Source organism: Nonomuraea sp. NPDC049269, assembly GCF_043197155.1.
Lineage (GTDB): Bacteria > Actinomycetota > Actinomycetes > Streptosporangiales > Streptosporangiaceae > Nonomuraea.
Window position 1 is genome coordinate 1,597,869 of record NZ_JBICSO010000001.1, and the last position, 22,655, is coordinate 1,620,523.

Genomic DNA, 22,655 nt, shown 5'->3' on the forward strand with positions numbered 1-22,655 from the left:
GGCGCAATCGCATGCCGAGCGATCAGAATGGAACGTGCCACATAATCGCGACCGTAGGATCACGCGAATCGTCGACGAAAGCGACCGATGGATGCCGGGCAGGCGGTGGCGGTTCCTAGGCGGAGGGGGCCAGAGCCTCCAGCGCCTCCTCCGCGCGGCGCATCGCCTCCTTGGCGTCGGACGTGACGATCTCCGGGTCGAAGTTCAGGTCGTGGAAGACATCTGTCACGCCCTTCGCCGCCAGCTCCCCCACATCCGCCCGGATCTGCTCGAAGGTCCCGGTCAGCGGCTGCCGCTCCTCAGCCCCGCCAGGGCGTACCCGGGTCACCCCCCGGCAGACGAAGCGGAACCCGTCGGCGTCGCGGCGACCCGCCTCCACGGCCGCCGACTTGATCAGCTCGATCCGCCCGGCGACCGCCGACAGGTCCTCCCGGCTCGAACTGATCCAGCCGTCCGCGAGCCGCCCGGCTCGGCGCAGTGCCACGTCGGCGGTGCCGCCGAGCAGGATGGGCGGCACCGGCGACGGCTTGGGGTCGATGTGGGAGCGCGGCACCTGGTAGAACTCCCCGTGGTGCTCGACCACCCCGTCCCTCCACGCTTTGCGCAGGACCTGGACGAACTCCTCGCCCCTGCGCCCCCGGTGTTCGAAGCCGACTCCCGCCGCCTCGAACTCCTCCGGCAGCCACCCCAGCCCGAGCCCGGCCGTCAGCCGGCCCATGGAGACGTTCTGGAGGGTCGCGAGCTGCTTGGCCAGCAGCACCGGCTGGACGAAGGCGTTGATGATCGCCACGCCCAGCCTGATCGTGTTCGTCACCCCCGCCAGGTAGGCGAGCGTGACGAGTGGGTCGTGCACGCTGCGATATGTCGGACCCATCGGGTGCCCCACCGGATAGAGCACCCGCTGGAAGGTCCAGAGCTCGTGGTATCCCAGTTCCTCGGCGCGGGCGGCGACACGGCGCATGTTGCCCGGCGTGGCCCACGGCCCGGACTGCGGCACGGCGAAACCTATCCTCATGCCATCTAGTCTGTACCAGTGGCTCTGGAGGAAGAGCTGGCGGGGATCGCCGGCGCTTATGGCGGCAGGGGCGACCTCGTGCGTCACCCGACGCGTACGGACGTGGTGGTCCTGCGCCGGGGCGAGGTGGTGGTGAAGGCGCACTCTGTGCGCGACCAGGTGGAGTCGCTGCGACCGAGGCTGCGCGCGGCCGCGTCGGCGGCGTTGAGCGGCCTGATGCTGGCGCCGCTGGACCCCGAGGTGCTGACGGTGGCGGGCCGCGCCGTCACAGTGTGGCCCGCGGGCCGCCCGGTATCCCAGGACGACCCCGACGCCGCGCCCTGGGAAGAGGGCGCCAGGCTGCTCGCCCGGCTGCACGCCGTACCCCTGACGTTCTTACCGGCGTTGCCCGCGGCGGGAGGGCCGGCGCGGGCCGCCCGGGCGGTGCGGCGGATGCCCGGCGACGGTCCCGTCGAGCAGCTCATACGGCGAGCGTTCAGTGAGCTACCCGAGCCCGAGCCGGGGCCGGGGCTGCTCACCCACGGCGACTGGCACCTGGGTCAGCTCGTCTGCCGCGACCGCTGGTTACTCATCGACGTCGATGACCTCGGCGTCGGCGACCCCGCTTGGGACCTGGCCAGACCGGCCGCCTGGTACGCCGCGGGGCTGCTCGACCCGGTCATCTGGGACCGGTTCCTCGGCGCCTATCTCGCCTCCGGCGGGCCCGCGCTCGGCCGGGGCGACGACCCGTGGCAGTGGCTGGACCTTCCGGCGCGGGCGCTGACCGTCCAACTGGCCGCCGTAGCGGTGCTCAACGCCGAGCGGGAGGGTCGGGAACTGGACGAGGTGGAGCATTCGTTGGTCGAGTCGTGCAACAGAATCGTCCGAGCGTGACGGGGTCACGCGCGGTAGGTTCTTCCCTAAACTCCAAAGCCGAGGAGAGCGCGACATGCAGTGCCCGAAGTGCCGCGGCAATATGCGGACATATGAGCGTAATGGCGTCCACATCGAGCAGTGCGACAACTGCCGTGGGATCTTCCTCGACTACGGCGAGCTCGAGACGCTGACCCGGATGGAGTCGCAGTACCACGCCGCTCCCCCGCCCGCGCCCGGCCCGGCGTGGGGCGCACCCCACGGCGCTCCTCACGGAGGCCACTACGGCCACCACCGCGGCCAGCGCAGCTGGGTGGGCATGCTGTTCTCGACCTGATCCGGTTCGAGCGCCTTAAACGGCGGGCCGCGCACTCCAGGTGCGCGGCCCCGGCCTGTTCAGCTGGGGAACTGCTCCGGATCCACGTCGGAGGTGCGGGCGTTGCCGCCGGAGATGGCGTGCAGCGTGACCCGCCAGTCGTGCCAGAGGATCTGCGTCGAGGTGAACGTGGTCTTGAACTTCACCGACTTCTGGAACCGCTCGAAACTGCACTCACGGGTGAACGACTTGCTCTTGCCGTCCCAGTCCACGCCGTGCGTGAAGAAGATCTTGTACGTCCCGTCGCGTACGCCCCTGACCTTGAACTTCGACTTCTTGCGCACGTACACGCTGAACGCCCTGGACTTGCCCTTCATGACGGAGACGACGGCGTCGCGGGTGCCGCCATTGTCGATCTGCAGCGAACTGCGGCCCGTCATGCTGCCCTTGCGCAGGTAGTGGCCGTTGCCGAGCCGCCTCGTCTGCTTGCCCTTGGCCTTGACGGTGACGACGTCGGCCGGATAGCCGCCGGCGCCCTGGAGCGCCTCGCCCGCCTTGTCGAGGGCGTTGAGCCGGCTGCCCAGGTCGGTCAGCACGGCCGACGAGGTGCACAGGTTGCGGCTGCCGACCTTGCCCGCGGTGGTGCCGAGCTGGGTGGCGAACTCGCGCAGGCTGCTCACGTACGCGTCGTGCTGGGCGCGCACCTCCTGGGGCGGCGTCATGGCGGCCAGCTCGTTGGCGGCCCCCAGCAGCTGCTCTTGGGCGCGCTGCACACGCTGGTCGAGCGTCTTGTAGGTGCGTGCGCCGGCCATGGCGTTGATCGCGTCGAGCATGGCCTTGTGCTTGGTGCCCAGCTCGCTCTTGTACGCCTCGGCGGTCAGCGCGGTGGGGCCGGTGCTCTGGGGGGTGGCGGGGCCGGAGTTCGCGGTGATCGAGCCGGTGCCGCCGCCGACACCGCTCACGCTGGCCTCGCCGCCACTCGGCCGCTGCGGCGTGGCGGAGCACGCGGCCAGCGTGAGGGTCGCGAGCGCGAGCGCGGAAGAGATCAAGCGAGGGGCAGCCACCTGCCACACTATCGCCGGATTGATCCCCGCCCGTCAATCACGATTCAGTCAGTCCCTCGTCGCGGTCCTGGCGCAGCCACCTGGTCAAACCAAGCATTTCCAGGAATGGCAGATCATGGCTGGCCACGATCAGCGCGCCCCGGTAGGCGGCGAGTGCCTGAGCGAGCTGGCGGACGCTGGGCAGGTCGAGGTTGTTGGTCGGCTCGTCGAGCAGGAGCAACTGCGGCGGGGGCTCCGCCGACAGCAGCGCCGCCAGGGTCGCGCGGAACCGCTCCCCACCCGACAGCGTGCCCGCCGGCCGCGAAACCCGGTCGCCCCTGAACAGGAACCGCGCCAGACGACCGCGCACCTCGGGCACCGGGGCGGCCGGCGCCAAGGCGCGGACGTTGTCGAGCACGCTGAGTGAGTCGTCGAGCAGGTCGAGCCGCTGTGCCAGGTAGCGGACCGGGACGTTCGCACCGTGCTCGGCGATCCGGCGCAGCAGGGTGGTCTTGCCGGACCCGTTCGGGCCGAGCAGCGCGATCCGCTCGGGGCCACGGACGACCAACTCCTCCAGCGCCCGGCCCGGCCCGCCGCCGGCACCTTCCGGACCAGCGCCTGCCGGATCGGTGCTGGTCCGGAAGGTGTCACGCAGCGGGAGTTCCAGGACCACGCGCCCGGCGGGCACCGCGGTGCCCGGCAGTTCGATGCGGATCTCCGCGTCGTCGCGGACGGCCTGCTCGGCCTCGGTCAGCCGGTCACGGGCCTCCTCCAGTTTCTCGATGTGCATGTTGCGGTGCTTGCCGGCCGACACCTGGGCCTGACGTTTGCGCGCCTGCATGATGATCTTCGGTTCGCGCTTGTTCGCGTACATCTTCTTGCCGTACCGCTGGCGGCGGTCGAGCTTGGTGCGGGCCTCGACGAGGTCGCGTCGCTGCCGCTTGACGTCGGCCTCGGCGACCCGGACGCCGCGTTCGGCGGCCTCCTGTTCGGCGGCGAGCATCTCCTCGTAGTCGCTCAGGTTGCCGCCGTAGCGGCGGACCGTACCCTCGCGCAGGTCGGCGATCTGGTCGACGAGTTCGAGCAGCGCCCTGTCGTGGCTGACGATCAGCATCACGCCGGGCCAGGCGGCGACCGCGGCGTAGAGCCGCCGCCGCGCGTCGAGGTCGAGGTTGTTGGTGGGCTCGTCGAGCAGCAGGACGTCGGGCCGCTTGAGGAACTGGGCGGCCAGCGCGACCATGACGGTCTCGCCGCCCGACAGCGTGGCGACGGTACGGTCGAGCCCGACGTGGTCGAGGCCGAGCCGGTCCAGTTCGGCCCGGGCGCGTTCCTCCACGTCCCAGTCGTCGCCGACGGCCGCGAAGTGCTCCTCGGCGACGTCACCGGCCTCGATGGCGTGCAGCGCCGACCGGGCCGCGCTGATGCCGAGCAGGTCGGACACGGTACGGGTGGCCTTCAGGGAGAGGTTCTGCGGCAGGTGGCCCACCTCCCCCACGACGGAGACCGACCCGGTACGCGGGACCAGCTCGCCGGCGATGATCCTGAGCAGGGTGGACTTGCCGGAGCCGTTGGCCCCGATCAGGCCGGTACGCCCGGCCGGGAAGGCGGCGTCGAGGCCGTCGAGCACAGGGGTGCCGTCGGCCCAGGCGAAGGACACGCCGTCGACGACAATGGAAAAAGACATGAGGTGGCTCCCGTCACAAAGATCGAAATTTCGTGACTTGGCGGGAAAACACCGCTGAATACGCCAAAGGATCGTACGCCGAAGGAATCGGCCAGGTGCGGTGCCCGCGACCTCAGATCCTCACGTCAACTGCCCCCAGGGCTCGGCGATACGTCGCAGAGGAGAGTACCCTCCCCGAACCTACCCGGCAAGACCCCTGGCCCGATGGGCCGCCACGTTCACCCTGTTGGAGCAGGCCAGCGAGCAGAACCGGCGGCGCCCGTTGCGCGAGGTGTCGACGTAGACCGTGTCGCACCCGGCCCTGTCGCACCGGCCGAGCCGGCGCCCGTCGGAGAACGAGATGGCCATGGCCAGCCCGCCCGCGGTGGTGTCCTTCGTCCTGCTGACGATGTCGGCGTCGACGGAGAAGAAGTGCAGGTGCGGCTCGCGGCCGTCGTGCGCGCTCACGTACGGCTTGGAGGCGGTGATGTCGAGCAGGTCGTTGATCAGCTTGATCTGGGTGTCCTGGTCCCGCTCGCCGAAGAGGGGGGCCAGCCGGTGCCGCCACTCCGCCAGCTCGCGCGCCTGACCGGCCGTGACCTGCGGGCGGAGCATGCCGTGCTCCGTGAGCATCGGCTCGATCGCCTCCGGCCGGAAGTCGGTGCCGTTGACCAGAGCGGCCGCCAGGGCGGCGCCGTTGCCTCCGTAAGCATTGAAATGCATAAGACCATTACATCAGGCTGGAGTCATGCCTTCCAGCCATGTTCACGATCCGCTGGCTCTCGCCGTCGTCTCCTCCCACTCCACTTCCGAGGGTGTCGTGTCCTACCTGCGCTGCGCCTGCGGAGCGTGGGAGGTGCGGACCGCGCACATGGTCGCCATCACCCGGCCGCGTGGGGACGTACGGCGGGGCTGAAGGGCATCGACTGGCGTGGGGCGCGGGATCTAGAGTCGGCAGCATCACCCCCACCAGGAGGTCAGGCATGTCCAGCATCCCCGCCCTGCTACGCGACCGGGTCGCGGCCACTCCCGACGCGGAGGCCTATCGGGTGCCGTCGGAGGCTGGCTGGACCTCGCTGACCTGGCGGGACGTCGGCGAACGCGTACGCGGGCTCGCGCTCGGCCTGGCCGCCCTGGGCGCCGGTCCGGGCACCCGCGTGTCGATCCTCTGCTCCACCCGGCTCGAATGGGTGCTCACCGACCTCGCGGTGCTGTCCACGGGAGCCGCGACCACCACGATCTACCCGTCCAACACCGCCGCCGAGTCGGCCTTCGTCATCACCGACTCCGGCAGCACGATCGTCGTCGCCGAGAACGACGACCAGGTGGCCAAGCTCAGGTCCGTACAGAAGGAGCTGCCCGACGTCACCCACGTGGTCGTCATCGACGGCGAGCCCGCCGACGACGGCTGGGTGGTCACGCTGGACTCACTGACCACCCAGGACACACAGAGCGACTATGACGCGATGGTCGACGCCATCGGCGAGCACGATCTGGCGACGCTCATCTACACCTCCGGTACGACCGGCCGCCCCAAGGGCGTGGAGCTGACCCACGACAACTGGCTGTACGCCGCCGACGCGGTCCGCAAGATCGACCTGATCTCCGAGGCCGACCTGCACTTCCTCTGGCTGCCGCTGTCCCACTCGTTCGGCAAGCTGCTGCAGGTCGTGATGATCGACCTCGGCGTGGCCACCGCGATCGACGGCCGGCTCGACCGCATCGCCGAGAACCTCGGCACGCTCAGGCCGACCATCATGGCCGCCGCGCCGCGCATCTTCGAGAAGATCCACAACACCGTGGTGTCCACCGTGCAGCGCGAGGGCGGCGTCAAGGCGCGCATCTTCGCCTGGGCCCGGGAGACGGGCATCCGGGTCAGCAAGGCCCGCCAGCGGGGGGCGGCGATCCCGCTCACCACCCGGCTGGAGTACGGGCTGGCGGACCGGCTGGTGTTCGCCAAGCTGCGGGCGAGGTTCGGCGGCCGGATCCGCTACTTCATCTCCGGCTCGGCGCCACTCAACCAGGACATCGGCGAGTTCTTCGACGGGGCGGGCCTGACGATCCTCGAAGGTTACGGACTCACCGAGTCGTCGGCGGGCAGCTTCCTGAACCGGCCGGACTCGGTGCGGTTCGGCACGGTCGGGCCGCCGCTGCCCGGCACCCGGGTGCGGATCGCCGACGACGGGGAGATCCTGATCGGCGGGCGCGGTGTCATGCGTGGCTACCACGGCCTGCCGGAGGAGACGGCCGCCACGCTGTCCGACGGCTGGCTGCACACCGGCGACATCGGCGAGCTCGACGAGGCCGGGCGGCTGATGATCACCGACCGCAAGAAGGAGCTGATCAAGACCTCAGGCGGCAAGTACGTGGCCCCCACCTACCTGGAGGGCCGGATCAAGGCCGCCTGCCCGTACCTGTCGCACGTCTTCATCCACGGCGACCGGCGCAACTACGTCACGGCGCTGGTGACGCTCGACATGGAGGTCGTCAAGCCGTGGGCCCAGGCCGAAGGGCTGCCCACCGACCCGGAGCAGCTGCGCGAGCATCCGCGCATGCGCGCCGAGGTCGAGAGCGCGGTCAAGCAGGTCAACGCCGACCAGGCCAGCTACGCGACGGTCAAGAAGTTCGCCATCCTGGCCGTGGACTTCACGGTGGAGACGGGCGAGCTCACGCCGAGCCTGAAGGTCAAGCGCAAGGCCGTCGAGGAACGCTATGGCGACACGCTCGACTCGTTCTACGACGGCCCCGCGTAGACCTGTCACAGCACCCGTTTGGCGCCCGGCAGCGACCGCACCAGGTAGGCCAGCCCCCAGCAGACCGGCACCGCGATGACCGCCGCCACGGCGAACTTGACGACCGCGATCGCCTGCAGCCCGGCCAGCGCGTAGGCGATCGGCACCAGGACCAGCGGGTGGATGATGTACACGGTGAACGCCTGGGCCGACAGCCACTTGCCGCGCGGCCCCTGGTGGTTGAACCGCTCCCTGAAGATCACGGTGAGCCCGATGATCAGGCTGACGGCGAAGGCCGACTCCCAGGTGGCGGTCACGGCGGTCGACAGCAGACCCGTGGTGAGCTGCCCGAGCGGCAGCAGTACGACGGTCACCAGGCCCGCGCTGACCAGCCCGAGCACTCCGGCCTTGGCGGGCAGGGCCAGGAACCAGCCGCGCCTGAAGGCGATGAGGCCGACCACGAACATGGCCGCGTACTGCGGCAGGTAGTACGGCGTGGGCAGCCCGAGCACCGGCACGTAGGAGCCGACGGGCACCGGGATCCGCCACAGGGTGGTCGCCACCGCCAGGCCGACGGTGAACAGCACGATCCAGCGCAGCCGCAGCCCCGAGGCCCGCGCTCCGACCTCTGCCTCCGCCGGTGCGCGGAAGCGCCGCCACAGCGCGTAGAGCGCGGCGAACACGATCAGCACCTCGACGAACCACATCGGTCCCGGGTCCCACGACCCGAGGTAGTACTGCCAGTACGGCACCGAGGCGTATTCGGACTTGTAGGAGCCGAACGTCACCAACGGCCGCAGCAGCAGCAGGAACACCAGCAGCGGAATGCCCAGCCGGACCAGGCGGTCCCGCAGGAACGCCCGCCCGCCCTTGCGGTCGTAGGAGCCGGGTGTGAAGAAGCCGGAGATCAGGAAGAAGAAGCCCATGAAGAACGCCTGGTTGAACACCACGAGGATGTCCAGCATGACCCCCGACGGGTCCTTGGCGGGCTCGGTGTAGTACCAGAGCGGGATATTTCCGTACGTGACCGCGACATGATGGATGACCACCAGAGCGGTCAGCACGATGCGCAGGTTGTCGATGGCGAAGAGCCGGGTGGTCGTCCTCAGCTCGGTCTTCAATGAACAGCCCTCTCGAATAGGTCGGCCAGCTCTCTGGCGTGCGCGTCCAGGTCGTGGTCGGGGTAGGTCACCCAGTAGCCGAACATGCTGTCGATGGCCGACGACATCGTGACGGCCATCACCCGCACGTCGAACTGCCGGAACTCCCCGCTGCCCTGCCCGGCGAGGTAGATCCGCTCCAGCGCCGCGTAGGTCTCCTCGTTGGCCTTGATGCCGTAACGCGGCTGGCCGTCGGCGGTGCGCAGGTTGTAGAAGATCTGGCCGAGCGCCCTGAGCTGCGTCCGATGCGCCCTCATGTGCTCGGCGATCGACAGGATGTACGTCCTGAGCAGGCCCGTGGCCGATTCCTCACCCTTCATCTCGGCCAGCACGTGCTCACCGATCCCGGTGTAGACCTGGTTGACCACCTCCTCCATCAGCTCGTCCTTGCCGGCGAAGTGATAGGAGATGACGCCCTTGCTGATGCCGGCGTGCTTGGCGATCTGGGCCAGCGACGCCGCGGCGAACCCCGACTCGGCGATCACCTCGATCGCGGACGCGACGATCTGGGCCCGCCGCGCCTCCTCGATGAACGAGCGCGCCTTCTGGCCGCCCGACTCAATTTCTGACCGCATGGCCAAAATTTAACACATGCGGCCAGAATGCGCGCATCGCTCTGGTCAGAGCGGGAGCCAGCCCGCCCGGACGTACCAGTTGCCGCCCGTGGCGAGGTGGTCGGCGATGGCCCGCTCCAGCCGCGTGCGGCGGGGCAGTTCGGTGGCGGCGGCCTCGGACCCGAAGACGAAGTCGAGCACGTCACGGGAGTCGGTGCGGTGCAGCAGGTGGAAGCGGCGCTGGAAGGCGACGATGTTGGAGTCCGCGGGCAGGTATCCGGCGAGCTGCTCGTCGAGCAGCCACGAGTGGCACGTCGCGACCGGGAACCGCTCCTCCGGGAAGCAGCGCGGGAAGAACTCCCTGGCCTGCTCGAACGACGCGTCGCAGGCCGCGGGCGTGATGGAGCCCTTGAAGTCGGGAATGTGCACGCCCAGCGCCAGGTCCCCCGGCCCGGCCACCCGGACGCCCTCACTGGTCCTGCCACCCATCCTGGTGCGTTCGAACTGCAGCCGGCCCAGCTCGTACAGGAGGCCGCGGGCGTGCCGCATGAACCACTTGGGCACGTTCAGGCCGCCGGTGCCGTGCCGCTTGCGGTGCACGGCCAGGTTCCGGCCCAGGTCGGCGAGGGTGGCCCGGGAGACCTCCGCGGGGACGCCGCGTTCGCGGTGATACTCCCTCGTGTACGGCAGGGCGGCGACGAACACATGCACGAAGAAGTACGGGCCCAGCTCGGGCACCTCGGGAAAGGGCGGGGGCGACACGTCGAGGCTGCCCATCGCCGACACCAGCGAGCGGACGCACCGCTCCGCCAGCCACCACAGCGGGCCGCCCGGCTCCGGCAGCGTGGCCAGGACGGCGCCGATGTCCTCGTGCGGCACGGCGAGCCTGACCAGCTCGTCCGCGAGGTCTTCGGGGAAGGCGATCGCGATGCCGCCCCCGGACTCGAGGTGGCCGAGCCAGTCGGGGTGGCCGCGGAGCAGGGTCTCGATGTCCATCGGCCTCAGCGTACGCGCGACCGGTAGACCGCCCTGGCCTGTCGCAGCACGGCCAGGTGGTCGGCGAGCTGGTCGCGGCCGGTCAGCCTGGCGTGCTGCCTGATGAGCCCTTCGAGCAGGTCGAGCCAGTCCAGGCACCACCGGACGTCGGCCGGCCTGGCGACCCGCTCGCCGTCGACGTCCACGTGCACGGGGCTGGTCAGGGCGTAGCCGGTGTGGTTGAGCGTGCGCGGGTGCGGGTCGCACAGGGCCTCGGCGATCACGTACGTGGGATCGCCTGCCTCCAGCTCGACCGTCACGCTCAGCACCTCCTCCTCGCCGCGCCGGTGGAGTGTCGGCGGGCGGCCGCCTGCCTCGGCCCAGTCGCCGGGGCTGGTCGCGGGCTCCAGGCCGCGTACCTCGCCGCCCCACCGCTCGCCCGACGGGAGGCGTTCGGCTCCGGCGTGGACGCCTTCGGCCGTGCGGACGCGGACCGCCGTGACCTCCGGGCCGATGGCGGTGGCGGTGACCGTCAGCCGGTCGCCGGGGCGGGCGTCGATCGTGTCACCCGGCCCGTACCCGTCGACCGACAGCTCCAGCCAGGGTCCGGTGGTGGCGAACGTACGGCCGGCCCGCACCGCGCCGGCGAACGACGCGGCGGTCAGCGTCCCCTCCACCTGCGCGTAGACGCGGGCCCAGCCCGGCGGGTTCGACTGGTTGCCGGCCCGGGTGAAGGAGATCATCGAGTCGGTGCCCGCGGTGACGGCCAGCCGGTTGCCCGCCCCGATCAGCCGCCGGTACACCGCCGCGGTCCCCGTGATCGAGGAGTGGGTCAGCACGTCGAGGCTGTCGACGAGCCCGAGTGCGGCGTCGGCGACCAGCTCCCTGGCCGCGCAGTTGCGGGGCGCGGGCCACACGATGGACTTGGGCGAGTCGCCGTCGCCGATCGGCTGGTGGAACGGATGGCTGTAGCCGACCAGCGCCCCCAGGCCGCGCAGCTCCCGCAGCCCCTCGGCGTTGGGCGGCCAGTCGGCGTCGCCGTCGAACCCGGTGTGGAAGCGCTCCGGCGCCGCCCGCGGCGCGAAGGCGTAGACGTGGCCGAGCAGGTCGTTGCGGTACTCGGCGCCCATCCTGGCCACGTGGGTCGCGTCGGACCAGGGCAGATCTTCGCCGCCCCAGTGGTCGAGCGCCGCCCGGTCGTAGACGCGGGTGCCCGACACGTTGCCGGCCAGCAGGTTGAGCACGTGCAGGTCCTCGCCGTGCTGCGCCGCCGCCGCGTCGGACGGGCCGCCTACCACGTCGCCGGCCCAGTTGAGGTGTACGTGCAGGTCGCCGCCGTACCAGCCGAGGGCCGCGGCGTCGTAGATCCGTTGCGGGACCAGCCGTACCAGGCGCTCCTCGCCCGGTTCCGGGGTGAGCTCCGTGGTGGCCTCGCCGTACTCCATGCCCCTCGTCACCGTGATGGTCAGCGGCTCGGCCGGGACGCGCAGGACGAGGTCGTCGCCGTGGAAGTACGGGCGGCCGTGGAAGTCGTGGCGGTGCGGGACCGCCTCGGGGAACCAGCCCTGGCCGTCGGCGCCGGTGACGCTCCACCGGCAGGGGAATCCGGCGCTCAGCCGTACCGTGGCGGCCGGGGCCGTCCTGACCAGCCCGTCGATCGGCACGGGCGCTCCGTCCACAGTGACCGTGCTGTCGCGGTCGATCTCGACCAGCCAGGCGCCGCGCGGCGCGACGACCCGTTCCGCGCCGTCCACGACGACGGTGCCGGCGGCGTCGCGGCGCGAGTCGACCAGCAACGCGATCCGTGTCCTGGCGTGGTCCACCACCGTCATCGGTTCGCAGTCCAGGACGGCGCCCATGGCCGTCAGGCGCAGGGCGGCCAGGTGGGCGGGCAGTTCGCCGTCGAGCGTGTCACGCAGGAGCTCGTCGAAGTCCGGCTCCGCCAGACGGGTGGCGAGCTGGTCCAGGGCCTCGCCGGGGTGACGCTCGGCGAGGCGGCGGAAGGCCAGCCGCCAGAACAGGTCCATCTGCGCGGGAGCCAGGATCCTGCGCCTGGCGAAGAGCTTGACGTAGGGAATCTCCGGCTCGCCCCACGTGATGCCGTGCTCGCCGAGCAGCCGCTCGTACTCCTCCAGTGCTCCTGTGACCGCCTGCGGCAGCTCCGATTCCATGGGCCCCTCCCCGCGTTCGATGTGCGCCATGGTGGCATGGATCACGTCACTGATCGGTTACGGCGCGTAGGAGCGGATGGGATATTCCACTCAGCGGAGGAGGAATCTCAACCCGAGGATCACTCACCTCAGCCGGTCGTCGGTCAGGGGCGCTGGAAAGCCTTCAGCAGGCGATCGGCGGCGAGCGAAGGGGTGAGGGTGCCCGCGAGGACGTCCCGTTCGACCTCGTCCGCGATCGCCGCCACCTCCGGCGCGTCCCGGAGCTCGGTGAGCAGCCGGTCGCGGACCAGTGTCCACGTCCACTGCACCTGCTGGCCGCGGCGCTTGGCGGCCAGGTCCAGCGACTTCTGGTGGGCGAGTACCTTCCGCCACAGCTCGTCGAGCCCCGCGCCCGTGAGGCCGCTGCACGTCAGGACCGGCGGCGGCGCGGAGTCGGAACGCAGCATGCGCAGCGCCCCCGCGAGCTCCCGCGCCGCCTTACGCGCCGCCAGCTCGTGCTCGCCGTCCGCCTTGTTGACCGCGATGACGTCGGCCAGCTCCAGCACGCCCTTCTTGATGCCCTGCAGCTGGTCCCCGGTACGCGCCAGGCTGAGCAGCAGGAACGTGTCGACCATGTCGGCCACCGCCGTCTCCGACTGGCCGACGCCCACGGTCTCGACGAGCACGACGTCGAACCCGCCCGCCTCCACCACGACCATGGCCTCCCTGGTCGCCTTGGTGACCCCGCCCAGAGTGCCCGACGTGGGCGAAGGCCTGATGAACGCGCCGGGGTCCACCGAGAGGCGGGCCATGCGCGTCTTGTCGCCCAGGATGCTCCCGCCGGTCCGGGTGGAGGAGGGGTCCACGGCCAGTACGGCGACCTTGTGGCCCTGGCCGGTCAGCATGGTGCCGAGGGCGTCGATGAAGGTGGACTTGCCGACGCCCGGCACCCCGGACACGCCCACCCGGGTGGCATGGCCGGACAGCGGGGTGAGCTCGACCAGCAGCCGCTGGGCGAGCGCGATGTGGTCCGCCCTGGTCGACTCGACGAGCGTGATCGCGCGGGCGATCCACGTACGCGACCCTTCTCGCACGCCGCGGGCATAGTCCTCCAGCGAACGCACTCGTCCCTCCTTTTCTACGCTCGGTAAGCGTAACTTCCACAAATCCTGACTTTTGGCGCTAGGGTGCTGGACGTCTATTCTCGCCTGTCACAGGAGTCACTCCCCTTATGCCCAATGTCGAACCCTTGCGTGCGGGCGACCCGGCAGTGGTGGGGCGCTACCGGCTCGTCGGGCGGCTGGGCGCGGGCGGTCAGGGTGTGGTCTACCTCGGTCAGGCGCGCAACGGGGCGCCGGTCGCGATCAAGGTGCTCCGCGAGGACATCGCGGGCGACGACCGCTTCGCCAAGGAGGTCGCCGCCGCGCGGCGGGTGGAGCCGTTCTGCATCGCGCAGGTGCTCGACGCCTCGACGTCGGGCCGGCCGTACATCGTGACCGAGTACGTGGACGGGCCGTCGCTCCAGGACGCGGGCCGGCACAGCGGGGCGGACCTGCAGCGGCTCGCGGTCGCGACGGCCACCGCGCTGGCCGCCATCCATCAGGCGGGCGTCGTCCACCGGGACTTCACGCCGTCGAACGTGCTGCTCGGACGGGACGGCCCTCGCGTCATCGACTTCGGCATCGCCCGCGCGCTCGTCTCCGGGGTGACCTCGACGAGCAGCATCGTCGGCACGCCCGCCTACATGGCGCCCGAGCAGCTGGCCGGCCAGGTGGTGGGGGCTCAGGCGGATGTGTTCGCGTGGGCGTCGGTGATCGTGTACGCGGCGTCGGGGGTGCCGCCGTTCGGCGACGACTCGCTGCCCGCGGTGATCAACCGCATCGTGCACAGCGAGCCGCAGGTGGGAGAGCTGCCGGAGCCGCTGCGTTCGGTGGTGCTGAGCTGCCTGACCAAGGATCCGGCGCGCCGCCCGTCCATGCAGGACGTGCTGCTGCACCTGCTCGGCGGCCAGTCCCGCCCGGCGACACCGCCGCCGGGCCAAGCCGCGCACGGCGCTGAGGCGAGCTATGCCGGGTACGGCGCCGAGCCTGGCCAAGTCGGGTACGGCGCCGCTCCCGGCCAAGCGGGGCATGGCGCCGAGCAGGACCAGACCACCGCACAAGGGCAGGCGGCCGGGCGCGACGGCGGGCCGGGAGCCGGGCGGGCGCGGCGGCGAGGGAAGACCGCCGTCATCGCGGGCGCCTCCGGCATCTCGGTGCTGGCGCTGGCCGGGGCGATCGTGTGGCTGACCCCGTCGACCCCGCAGCCGAAGAACAAGAACCAGTCGGGCACCTCCACCAGCACACCGAGCCCGTCCGCCTCGCCGACACGTACGCCACGCCCGAAGAAGACGGACACCTCCCAGCCGACCATGGACCCGGCGAGCCAGAACGGCACCGCCACCGCAAGCCCCGCGACCACGTCCGGGCAGCTCAAGGTCCGGTACGTCCGCGTCGGCGGCGCGCTCGGCAACGGGTGCTACACCGGCGGCCAGGTGACGCTGACCGGCCTGGTCCAGCGCCAGGGTAAGGCGGTGAACTTCGGCTTCACCTGGATCATCGACGGCAAGCCGGTGTCGCGGTCGACGGCCGTCATCCCGAAGGACGGCGAGCTGTACCTGACCTCGCCCCGCACCCTCAAGGGCACCGGCGGCACCCATTCCGCGGCTCTGCGGATCACCTCTCCCGTGGCCAGGCAGCGGAGCGTCTCCGTCACGTTGTGCCCGCGTGAGACGCCCTGATGCCGAACGTCGAACCGCTCCTGCCGGAGGATCCCGGCGCCGTCGGCCCGTACCGGCTGGTCGGGCGGCTGGGTGAAGGCGGTCAGGGCGTGGTGTACCTGGCCGAGGCGCCGGGTGGCGGGCCGGTCGCGGTCAAGGTGCTGCAGGACGGGCTGGCCGGGGACGACCGCTTCGCCAAGGAGGTCGCGGCCGCGCGGCGGGTGGAGCCGTTCTGCATCGCGCAGGTGCTCGACGCTTCGCTGGGCGCCCGGCCGTACATCGTGACCGAGTACGTGGACGGGCCGTCGCTCCAGCAGGCGGGCCGGCACACCGGCGGCGACCTGCAACGGCTGGCCGTGGCGACCGCCACGGCGCTGGCCGCCATCCATGCGGCCGGGATCGTGCACCGCGACTTCAAACCGGCGAACGTGCTGCTCGGGCGGGACGGGCCGCGCGTCATCGACTTCGGCATCGCCCGCGCCACGGACTCCGCGCTGACGGTCACCAGCAGCATCGTCGGCACGCCCGCCTACATGGCGCCCGAGCAGCTTGCCGGGGCGGCCGTCGGGCCGGCGGTGGACGTGTTCGCGTGGGCGTCGGTGATCGTGTACGCGGCCGGCGGGGAGCCGCCGTTCGGGCAGGACGCGCTGCCCGCCGTCATCAGCCGCATCCTCAACAACGAACCCCAACTCGGCGACCTGCCGCACGGCTTACGGCCGATCGTGTACGCGTGCCTGTCCAAGGACCCGACCCGCCGCCCGACCATGCAGGACGTCCTGCTCGGCCTCCTGGGCGGCCAGCCATCCGGTACTACAGGCACCGGACCCGGCTTCCCGGCGCCCGCAGCGCATGAACCGCCGGGCACCGGACCGGGCTTCCTGGGATCCGCCGCCCATGGGCCGCTGGGCCCCGGCCATGGCACCCAGCCCAGCGGGCCGATCGGGCCCGGTTCGCCAGGCGGGCATGGACATGGCGCGTCGGGCGGGTCCGAACCCGGCGCTCCGGGCGGGTCCCGGCACGGCGCGCAGCCTTGGGGGCCGGTTCCGGTTGGGGCCGGGCCGGGCACGCAGCCGGGCAGGCGGGCGGCCGGGCACGGGCATGGTGCGGAGCAGGGGCAGGCGGCGGGACGTGGGCGGGTGCTCATCCCCTTACTCGCCGGTGGGGGCAGTGTGGCGATCATGGCGTCCATCGCCACCGCCGTGACGCTCGCTTTCCCGCCGGGCACGGGGACCCAGCCGCCGGCCGCCGCCCCCTCCTCCAGCACCTCCGTGACCGAGGCAGACGTCCCCACCTCGGACGGCACCCCGTCGAAGAGCCACCGGCCGCGCCCGCGCAAGACCACCCACAAGCCCACGCCGAAACCCAGCGCGACCCCCACCCGGACACCCACGACGAGCCCCACGCCCTCCCCCGAACGCACGACACCCACGCCCACCCGCACCACGAAGAAGCCCACCACCACGAGGGCCAACCTCTCGATCCTCGCCATCACCGTCCACGGCGCCCATCCCACGAACGGCTGCCTCATGCCGCCGGTCAACTTCGAAACCCAGGTGGAGACGGACAAGACGCCGGCGGGCGAGTACGGCACTCTGAAGTACAACTTCGCCTGGGTCATCGACAGCAAGACCGTCATGCGCCGCGGGGGCCTGATCGGCCATGGCGAGTACACCGGCTGGGAGGGCTCGCTGGGCTACATGGTGTCGGCCGGCACGCACACGGTCACGTTCAAGCTGACGTCGCCGGTCGCCAAGAGCAGGTCCACCTCGTTCACCGTCTGCTCCATCGAAGACTGATGACGCAGGACGATCCCACCGAGATCGGCCCGTACCGGCTGGCCAGGCGGTTGGGCGCGGGCGGTCAGGGCGTGGTTTACCTGGGGTACGCCCCGGACGGCACGCAGGTGGCCGTCAAGGTGTTGCGGACGGGTTCGGCCCACGACGACCGGCTGGCCAAGGAGATCGCGGCGGCGCGGCGGGTGGAGCCGTTCTGCATCGCGCAGGTGCTCGACGCTTCGCTGAGCGGCCGGCCGTACATCGTGACCGAGTACGTCGAGGGCCCCTCGCTCCAGGAGGCCGGCCGGCACACCGGCGCGGGCCTGCAACGCCTCGCGGTCGCCACGGCCACGGCGCTGGCCGCCATCCACCGTGCGGGCGTCGTGCACCGCGACTTCAAACCGGCGAACGTCCTGCTCGGCCCCGGCGGCCCCCGGGTCATCGACTTCGGCATCGCCCGTGCCTCCGGCGCGGCGCTCACGGTCACCAGCGGCATCGTCGGCACTCCTGCCTACATGGCGCCCGAGCAGCTGGGCGGGACGGCTGTGGGGGCTGCGGCGGACGTGTTCGCGTGGGCGTCGGTGATCGTGTACGCGGCGTCGGGGGTGCCGCCGTTCGGCAACGACGCGCTGCCTGCCGTGATCAACCGCATCCTCAACAACGAACCCCAGCTCGGCGACCTGCCGCACGGCTTACGGCCGATCGTGTACGCGTGCCTGTCCAAGGACCCCGCCCGCCGCCCGACCATGCAGGACGTCCTGCTGCGACTGCTCGGCGGTACGGCGAACCCGTTGCCAGGCGGTCACGCACCGGGTGCCGGGAGCGGATTCCCGACCCCCGGACCGGCCGGGACCGGCCATGCGGGGCCCGAGCCGGCCGGAAACGGATATCCAGCCGCATACGGCCTACCCGGCCAACCCCGCTGGCCCAATGCGGCCGGTGCGCCCAACGCGGCGGGACCGCAGGCCGAAAGCGGGCCGTCCAGCGGAGGCGAGCAGTGGAACGGGGGCGGGCCCCAGAACGCGGCCGGGCCGTGGAACGGGGCCGGGCCGTCCAGTGGAGGCGGGCCGCACCGGGGGCGCAACCGGGCGCTGCTCGTGGGCGGTGCGGCGGTGGCCGTGGCGGGAGTGGTGGTGACGGCCGTCGTCTGGGTGGTGCCATCCTTACGCCTCCCGAACATCATCGGCGCCTTCACCACCCCCACGCCCAGCCCCACAGGCCCCTCCCCCACCGGCGCGTCTCCCACCAAGTCCACCGGAGCCAAGAGCAGGCCGTCCACCACGCCCTCCCCCGGACGCAAGCAGCCCACCCGAGCCACGACGACCACCCCGCCGACGACCAAGCCCTCCACCAAACCGAGCGCCAAGCCCAGCACCACCGCGACCGCCACCAAACCCACCGCCGAGCCGACGACCGCGAGCGGCGGGGTCCGGTCCGTGAGTCTGCGCACGGAAGGCGTCGACCTGGGCGGCTGCTGGCGTAGCGACCTCAACGTGTACGCCGTCATCGACGGTCCCAAAGGCCACGCCTTCACCTACCGCTGGCTCGTCGACGGCCAGAACCTGGGCCGCACCCCGGCCGTGACCCCCCACAAGGTCTACCTGCCGGCGGGGTCGTTCAAGACGCAGGGCACGCACCGGGTCGCCTTCAACGTGGTCAGCGGGGGCAGCCGGCAGAGCGCCATCTCCGTGAAGATGTGCGCCCTCGACCGGATGGAGTGAGCCCGGCTCAGTGCCCCAGGCGGGACGCGAGCTCCTCCAGCAGGTCCATGGCGGCGTCGGCGATCACCGTACCGGGAGGGAAGATCGCCGAGGCGCCGGCCGCGCGCAGTTCGTCGAAGTCGCCCGGCGGGACGACGCCGCCGACCACGATCATCACGTCGTCGGCGCCCAGCCCGGCCAGGGCCTCCCGGAGCGCGGGCACCAGGGTCAGGTGGCCGGCCGCCAGCGAGGACACGCCGACGATGTGCACGTCGGCCTCGACGGCCTGCCGCGCCACCTCCTCCGGCGTCTGGAACAGCGGGCCGACGTCCACATCGAACCCCAGGTCGGCGAACGCGGTGGCGATCACCTTCTGGCCGCGGTCGTGGCCGTCCTGGCCCATCTTGGCCACCAGGATGCGCGGGCGACGGCCCTCGGCGCGCTCGAAGGCGGCGCACGCGTGCCGTACGCGCTCGATGTTGGCGGTCGGGCCCGCCTCGTCGCGATACACGCCGGAGATGGTACGGACCTGCTCGGCGTGGCGCCCGAAGACGCGCTCCAGCGCGTCGGAGATCTCGCCGACGGTGGCCTTGGCGCGGGCGGCGTCGACCGCCAGCTTGAGCAGGTTGTGTTCGAGGCCGGGGGCGGGGTCGCCGGCGGCCTTGGTCAGGGCGTCGAGCGCGTGGGTCACGGCGCCCTCGTCGCGTTCGGCCCGGAGTCTGCGGAGTTTGTCGAGCTGCTGCGCCCGTACGGAGCTGTTGTCGACCTTGAGCACCTCGATCGGCTCGTCGGCGTCGCTGCGGTACTTGTTCACGCCGATCACGGGCTGGCGGCCCGAGTCGATGCGGGCCTGGGCGCGGGCCGCGGCCTCCTCGATGCGGAGCTTGGGCAGGCCGGCCTCGATGGCGCGGGCCATGCCGCCGGCGGCCTCGACCTCCTGGATGTGGGCCCAGGCGCGTTCGGCCAGGTCGTGGGTGAGGCGTTCGACGTAGTAGGAGCCGCCCCACGGGTCGATCACCTTGGTGGTGCCGGACTCCTGCTGGAGGAGGAGCTGGGTGTTGCGGGCGATCCGGGCGGAGAAGTCCGTGGGCAGCGCGAGCGCCTCGTCGAGGGCGTTGGTGTGCAGGGACTGGGTGTGGCCCTGAGTGGCGGCCATGGCCTCGACGCAGGTGCGGGCGACGTTGTTGAAGGGGTCCTGCGCGGTGAGGGACCAGCCGGAGGTCTGGGAGTGGGTACGGAGACTCAGCGATTTCGGATTTTTCGCGTTAAATCCGGAAACGAGGTTGGCCCAGAGGAGGCGGGCGGCTCTCAGCTTGGCGACTTCCATGAAGAAGTTCATGCCGATGCACCAGAAGAACGACAGCCGGGGCGCGAACCGGTCGACGTCCATCCCGGCGGCGACGCCCGCCCGCAGGTATTCGACCCCGTCGGCCAGGGTGTAGGCCAGCTCAAGGTCACAGGTGGCCCCGGCCTCCTGAATGTGGTAGCCGGAGATGCTGATGGAATTAAACTTCGGCATCTTTTCACTGGCAAAAGCGAAAATATCCGAAATTATGCGCATTGATGGGGCCGGGGGGTAAATGTAGGTGTTGCGGACCATGAACTCCTTGAGGATGTCGTTCTGGATGGTGCCGGCCAGTTGCTCGGGCGCCACCCCCTGCTCCTCGGCCGCCACGATGTAGAGCGCCAGCACGGGCAGCACCGCGCCGTTCATGGTCATCGACACCGACATCCGGTCCAGCGGGATCCCGTCGAACAACTGCCGCATGTCATAGATCGAGTCGATCGCCACCCCGGCCATGCCCACGTCCCCGGCGACCCGCGGATGATCGGAGTCGTAGCCCCGGTGCGTGGCCAGGTCGAACGCCACCGACAGCCCCTTCTGCCCAGCGGCGAGGTTGCGGCGGTAGAAGGCGTTGGAGTCCTCGGCCGTGGAGAAGCCCGCGTACTGGCGGATCGTCCAGGGCTGGTTGACGTACATGGTCGGATAGGGGCCACGCAGGTACGGCGCGGCGCCCGGATATGTCCCCAGGAAGTCGAGCCCGCCGAGGTCGTCGGCCGTGTAGACGGGCTTGACCGCGATCCCCTCGGGTGTCTCCCAGACCTGGCCCTCACTGACCCCGGCGGGCTCGTCGGGGTCAGGGCCGGTCAGCGGGATGGCCGAGAAGTCCGGGATCATCGCGTCACCTCCAGGTCGTCGAAGGTCGTGCGGAGCACGGCGAGTGCGTCGCACCCGGCGTAGAGGCGGTCGTCGACGCCCTCGTAGTCACCCTTCCCCGCCAGCCAGACCTTTCTCGCGCCCGCCCGTCTCAGCGCGGCGGCGACGGCCTCGGCGTGCAGGCCGTACATCTTGTCGCTGGAACACAGGCAGGCGACGGTCGAGCCGCTGACGGCGAAGGCGGTGGCGATCTGGTCGGGGTCGGTGCCCGGCCCGGCGGACTCGGTGGCGAGCCCGCCCGCCTGGAACAGGTTCGCGGCGAACGCGGCACGGGCCGTGTAGGCGGCGACGGGGCCGATGGTGGCCAGGAACACCACGGGCCGCTCCGGCCGCGCGTCAGCGAGGTCCCGCAGCGCCTCGAACTCCTGGGCGTACCGGATCTCCGGCAACCCCTCAAGGCCCGCCTCACCCTCGGAAACCCGTTCACGCGAGGGCCGCCCGCCCGCGCCGGCGCTCGGGACGGGCTGTCCGCGGACCGGCTTCTCGGCGAGGTCGGGGAACTCGCTCACGCCGGTGATCGGGAAACGCCGGTGGGCGATGTCGCTGGCCCGGCGCTGCCTGGTGTCCGCGATCCGCTCGGCGACCAGCCCGGACGCCGCACCGATCCCGCCGGCCGCCTCGATCTCCTGGAACCAGGCCCAGGCACGGTCGGCCAGGTCGGCGGTGCGGCGCTCGACGTACCAGGAGCCGCCCGCCGGGTCGGCCACCCTCCCGGCTCCGGCCTCCTCCAGCAGCAGCGCCTGCGTGTTGCGCGCCATCCGCCGGGCGAAGGCGTCCGGCGGACCCAGGCACGCGTCGAACGGCTGCACGGTCACCGCGTCCGCACCCCCCACCCCGGCGGCGAAGCAGGCGATGGTGGTGCGGAGCAGGTTCACCCAGGGGTCGCGGGCGGTCATCATGGCGGAACTCGTCACCGCGTGCTGCCGCTGCCCGCCGTCCGCCGCCCCGCACACCTCGGCCACCCGAGCCCAGAGCGTACGCGCGGCCCGCAGCTTGGCGATGGTGGCGAACTGATCGGCGGTGGCGGCATAGCGGAACTCCAGCTGCCCGAACGCCTGCCCGACACTCAGGCCCGCGCCGGTGAGCGCCCGCAGGTGCTCGACCCCCAGCGCGATCGAGCAGCCGAGCTCGTCGGCGTCGCTCCCGCCCGTGTCGTGGTAGGGCGTGGCGTCCAGCATGACGGCCCGCATCCCGGGGAAGCCCTCCGAGCACCGCACCGCCAGCTCGACCGTCGCGTCCCGTCCCGCCGCCGTACCGATCGAGGCGCCCAGGTTGCCCATCGGCGAGACCTCGCGCTCCGCCGCCAGCCCGAACAGGACCTCGGCGGCCTCCCGGGTCTCGGCCCCGGCCTGTAGAACGATCGGCGCGAGGTCCAGATAGACCTCCCGCAGGACGTCGGGGAGCCGCCCGACCGGGATCGCGCCGTCACCCAGGACCAGCCAGAGCGAGGTGACCCCGTGTTCCAGGTCGGCCAGCACGGCCTCGGGGTCGGCCACGGAGTGCCGCTGCCGCACGTCCCACCCGGCGCCCGCCGCCCGGCGAGCGCGCGGCAGGTGCTCGGGCAGGTCGGCGGCGTCGTAGAGCGGAGCGAGCGTCACCCCGTCGTAGGTGAGGCCGGCCAGCGCCTCCTCCGGCGACCCGGCCTCGACACCCGACTTACGCAGAACCTCGAGCGCCAGGGCCCGCCAATCGTCCCGGTTCGTGGTAGGAAAGCCCGCTGCGAGATGCATGTTTCGGATAGTAG

Annotated in this window: 18 protein-coding genes; 7 read left to right on the plus strand and 11 right to left on the minus strand. The window is 71.4% G+C overall.

Translation table 11 applies throughout. From position 1 onward, the window contains the following. Positions 1-115: 115 nt before the first annotated feature. Complete coding sequence (locus tag ACGFNP_RS07395; protein WP_358326214.1) at positions 116-1,015, minus strand: TIGR03619 family F420-dependent LLM class oxidoreductase; 900 nt, start codon at positions 1,013-1,015, stop codon at positions 116-118. A gap of 18 nt (positions 1,016-1,033) precedes the next feature. On the opposite strand from ACGFNP_RS07395, the gene ACGFNP_RS07400 reads away from it, so the two are divergent. Both ACGFNP_RS07400 and ACGFNP_RS07405 read left to right on the plus strand, forming a co-directional pair. Continuing rightward, a complete protein-coding gene (locus tag ACGFNP_RS07400) occupies positions 1,034-1,888 on the plus strand; it encodes a phosphotransferase (protein ID WP_358318857.1) in 855 nt (284 codons plus the stop codon). Between the two features lie 55 nt (positions 1,889-1,943). Next, the gene (locus ACGFNP_RS07405) at positions 1,944-2,204 is read left to right on the plus strand and encodes a zf-TFIIB domain-containing protein (protein WP_214641807.1); all 261 of its coding nucleotides are present in this window, start codon (positions 1,944-1,946) and stop codon (positions 2,202-2,204) included. A 59-nt stretch (positions 2,205-2,263) separates the two neighbouring features. On the opposite strand, the gene ACGFNP_RS07410 is transcribed toward ACGFNP_RS07405, so the two are convergent. The 3 genes from ACGFNP_RS07410 to ACGFNP_RS07420 form a co-directional block, all read right to left on the minus strand. After that, positions 2,264-3,247: a hypothetical protein gene (locus tag ACGFNP_RS07410; protein WP_393315878.1), complete on the minus strand. Its 984-nt coding sequence runs from the start codon at positions 3,245-3,247 to the stop codon at positions 2,264-2,266. A 37-nt stretch (positions 3,248-3,284) separates the two neighbouring features. Continuing rightward, on the minus strand, positions 3,285-4,910 hold the full coding sequence (locus ACGFNP_RS07415) for an ABC-F family ATP-binding cassette domain-containing protein (protein WP_393315881.1): 1,626 nt from the start codon (positions 4,908-4,910) through the stop codon (positions 3,285-3,287). Positions 4,911-5,090: 180 nt separating this feature from the next. Next, entirely contained in the window at positions 5,091-5,612 is a 522-nt protein-coding gene (locus ACGFNP_RS07420; RefSeq protein ID WP_358318854.1) for a CGNR zinc finger domain-containing protein, read from the minus strand. Positions 5,613-5,637: 25 nt separating this feature from the next. Between ACGFNP_RS07420 and ACGFNP_RS07425 the strand changes: the two genes are divergently transcribed. Together ACGFNP_RS07425 and ACGFNP_RS07430 are read left to right on the plus strand one after the other, a co-directional pair. After that, entirely contained in the window at positions 5,638-5,805 is a 168-nt protein-coding gene (locus tag ACGFNP_RS07425; RefSeq protein WP_358318853.1) for a hypothetical protein, read from the plus strand. A 67-nt stretch (positions 5,806-5,872) separates the two neighbouring features. Further along, the gene (locus tag ACGFNP_RS07430; protein ID WP_393315885.1) at positions 5,873-7,642 is read left to right on the plus strand and encodes an AMP-dependent synthetase/ligase; all 1,770 of its coding nucleotides are present in this window, start codon (positions 5,873-5,875) and stop codon (positions 7,640-7,642) included. Between the two features lie 5 nt (positions 7,643-7,647). Here ACGFNP_RS07430 and ACGFNP_RS07435 read toward each other — a convergent pair whose 3' ends face one another. From ACGFNP_RS07435 to meaB, 5 genes are all read right to left on the minus strand, one after another. Continuing rightward, entirely contained in the window at positions 7,648-8,742 is a 1,095-nt protein-coding gene (locus ACGFNP_RS07435) for an acyltransferase (RefSeq protein ID WP_393315888.1), read from the minus strand. Then, positions 8,739-9,356: a TetR/AcrR family transcriptional regulator gene (locus ACGFNP_RS07440; protein ID WP_358318850.1), complete on the minus strand. Its 618-nt coding sequence runs from the start codon at positions 9,354-9,356 to the stop codon at positions 8,739-8,741. Before ACGFNP_RS07440 ends, ACGFNP_RS07435 begins: the two co-directional genes overlap by 4 nt. A 45-nt stretch (positions 9,357-9,401) precedes the next feature. After that, positions 9,402-10,331 carry an acyltransferase domain-containing protein gene (locus tag ACGFNP_RS07445; protein WP_393315891.1) on the minus strand — a complete coding sequence of 310 codons (930 nt, stop codon included), beginning with the start codon at positions 10,329-10,331 and terminating at the stop codon, positions 9,402-9,404. A 5-nt stretch (positions 10,332-10,336) separates the two neighbouring features. Further along, on the minus strand, positions 10,337-12,481 hold the full coding sequence (locus ACGFNP_RS07450) for a CehA/McbA family metallohydrolase (protein WP_393315894.1): 2,145 nt from the start codon (positions 12,479-12,481) through the stop codon (positions 10,337-10,339). Positions 12,482-12,624: 143 nt separating this feature from the next. Then, positions 12,625-13,584 (minus strand): methylmalonyl Co-A mutase-associated GTPase MeaB, encoded by a 960-nt coding sequence (gene meaB, locus ACGFNP_RS07455; RefSeq protein ID WP_393315897.1) that lies wholly within the window; start codon positions 13,582-13,584, stop codon positions 12,625-12,627. A 107-nt stretch (positions 13,585-13,691) separates the two neighbouring features. Here meaB and ACGFNP_RS07460 point away from each other — a divergent pair, with 107 nt between their 5' ends. From ACGFNP_RS07460 to ACGFNP_RS07470, 3 genes are read left to right on the plus strand one after another with little or no spacing between them, the layout of a single operon-like run. Beyond that, positions 13,692-15,239, plus strand: coding sequence for a serine/threonine protein kinase (locus ACGFNP_RS07460; RefSeq protein ID WP_393315900.1), 1,548 nt, complete (start codon positions 13,692-13,694; stop codon positions 15,237-15,239). After that, on the plus strand, positions 15,239-17,014 hold the full coding sequence (locus tag ACGFNP_RS07465) for a serine/threonine protein kinase (protein WP_393315903.1): 1,776 nt from the start codon (positions 15,239-15,241) through the stop codon (positions 17,012-17,014). The genes ACGFNP_RS07460 and ACGFNP_RS07465 overlap by 1 nt, the downstream gene beginning before the upstream one ends. Beyond that, positions 17,014-18,714: a serine/threonine-protein kinase gene (locus tag ACGFNP_RS07470; protein WP_393315906.1), complete on the plus strand. Its 1,701-nt coding sequence runs from the start codon at positions 17,014-17,016 to the stop codon at positions 18,712-18,714. The genes ACGFNP_RS07465 and ACGFNP_RS07470 overlap by 1 nt, the downstream gene beginning before the upstream one ends. Positions 18,715-18,721: 7 nt before the next feature. Here the strand turns inward: ACGFNP_RS07470 and scpA are convergent, their stop codons facing one another. Next, positions 18,722-20,872: a methylmalonyl-CoA mutase gene (scpA, locus tag ACGFNP_RS07475; RefSeq protein WP_358318843.1), complete on the minus strand. Its 2,151-nt coding sequence runs from the start codon at positions 20,870-20,872 to the stop codon at positions 18,722-18,724. Then, entirely contained in the window at positions 20,869-22,641 is a 1,773-nt protein-coding gene (locus ACGFNP_RS07480; RefSeq protein WP_393315910.1) for a methylmalonyl-CoA mutase subunit beta, read from the minus strand. The genes scpA and ACGFNP_RS07480 overlap by 4 nt, the downstream gene beginning before the upstream one ends. Positions 22,642-22,655 lie beyond the last annotated feature (14 nt).